This is a genomic window from Sporomusa sp. (genome assembly GCF_057736855.1).
Window position 1 is genome coordinate 5,951 of the sequence record NZ_JBYKYF010000139.1, and the last position, 2,016, is coordinate 7,966.

Below are 2,016 nucleotides of genomic sequence, written 5' to 3' on the forward strand. Positions count from 1 at the left end.
GCCGTTTGGCCGCGCAGCAAACGCAAAACATTATAGTCTAGCCTAACTTGTTCAATAACAGCCAGCTTCCGGCCCTGCTTATCAAATAAGATAACATCATCAACAGCCGCAGCCGAAAATCCGACTGTATGTAACTGGCCAATCTGAACCTCAGTTTCCAATGCCGTTGATAGTTCAGAGGCTAGCGTAGCTTCAATCCGGGAAAATATTGCAGAACTGTTAACCGACCACCAGGCAAAAGCAGCCATGACCAGCACAGATAATATAAGTATTCCCGCAATGGCTTTGGTTCTCATGGCATGCCTCCTTGCCTTATAGATATCCAGTACTATTCGACGTCACCAGGTTTACTTCCTTTAGGATATTCTTGGCTTTCTATTTTTTAAAAAAGGATTGCTATTCCGCTAATGGAAGAGCAATCCTTGTTTTGGGAATACATATTTATTTTACTGTTACACCCATAGCTTTTTCCAGATTTGCCCGGCTGGTATTATAGTCATACAGGGCTTGCACATAATTCGTCTTGGCTGAAGTCAAAGCGACTTGGGAATCAATAACATCAAGGTTCGTGCCTACTCCAGCGCTGTAACGTACCTGAGCAATTTTGAAATCTTCTTCTGCTTTGGTTACTGCCACTTTACTTGTTTCAATGCGTTTTTCGGCCTCTTTCATGTTGAGGTACGCCTGGCGTACTTCTAGCTGGGCGGCATCTTTTGCCTGCCGCAATTGTTCGAGAGCTTTATCCAGATTGACTTCGGCACTTTTCACTTGCGACCTGGTTAAGCCAGAATCAAACAGGTTGTAACTGGCACTAATGCCAATCGTCCAGTTGTTATTATCGGTACCAGGAAATTCACTGTCACTCCATTGTTCTGAGGCAGTGGCCGCTATTACCGGCTTATGACCACTTTTCGCAACTTTAACATCGGCTTTCGCACTTTCGACAGCGGCATTCATTTGTGCTAGATCCGGGCGGTTAGCAAGTGCATATGCAATGCATTCGGCCAATGTTTTATCATATTGTTCATACTGGAGGTCTTCTTTTACCGTAATTTCGGTATCAAGCGGTAAACCAATAATATTGTTAAGATTAGATACTGCAAGATCGTACGCGTTTTTTGCTTTAATCAAGCTTTGTTCAGCACTGGCTTTTTCCACTTCGGAACGCAGTACATCCGTTTTGGCTACCGTTCCGGCAGCATACTGGGCTTCAACATTTTTCAAGTGACTGGTAAGCTGTTCCAGTGACTCTTCACTTAATTTCACAATGTTGCGGGCTTGCAGTACGGCATAATAGCCGGTAGTAGCATCCAGTTTAATCTGCTGGCGGGTCTTTTCCAGCCCATAGTTAGCCACTTGATTTCCTAACTGAGCTTTTTCGATAGTTCCTTCTAATTTACCGCCAGTATATAAAGGTAGGGACAAATTAACACTGTTCGTGTACCGGTTGCCAATACTTGATGGAATTACTATTTTTTGCGGTGGGGCAGTAATATTGTCATAATTAAACACATAAGTAGCTGATTCAGCACTTTTGGCCCGGATAGAGTTATGGGAAAGACTTATGGATGGTCCTTTCGCCGCTTTTGCACCCCTAACCTCCCAGTTGGATTTTTCGAGTTCATACTCAGAGATTTTAATTGACGGGTTGGTTTGAAGCGCCATAGCAATAGCTTCATCCAGGGTAAGCTCTACTGGCGCAGCAAATCCCGGAAGCACAGAGGTTACCAGCATTGAACCGATAAGCAATGCCGCGGCACGTTTAGCCAAGCTACCGGATAATTTACATCTTGTCATGGAATTCATGACCTCCTTGACTATATATCTTTTAAAGGATTGACTACTCAGTCAGACAGTTATAATTATATGTCCAACCCTTAAAAGTGTCAATTATTTTCCGCCAGCTACCATCACCGGAAGCAGCCGCACTTAAAAGGCTCGGCGCACTCCGTAGTATGACGTTTTTTCGCTACTTTTGTTCATATCGCTAGTCTGCCCCACTAAAAAAGTATCTGG

Annotated in this window: 2 protein-coding genes; both read right to left on the bottom strand. The window is 43.8% G+C overall.

Annotated features, from left to right (window positions below):
* On the bottom strand, positions 1-296 hold a 296-nt coding region (locus tag AC29Z1_RS10280), incomplete at its 3' end, for a hypothetical protein (protein ID WP_488271374.1).
* 145 nt (positions 297-441) lie between these two features.
* Positions 442-1,797, bottom strand: a complete 1,356-nt coding sequence (locus AC29Z1_RS10285; RefSeq protein ID WP_488271375.1) for a TolC family protein — start codon at positions 1,795-1,797, stop codon at positions 442-444.
* Between the last annotated feature and the right edge of the window lie 219 nt (positions 1,798-2,016).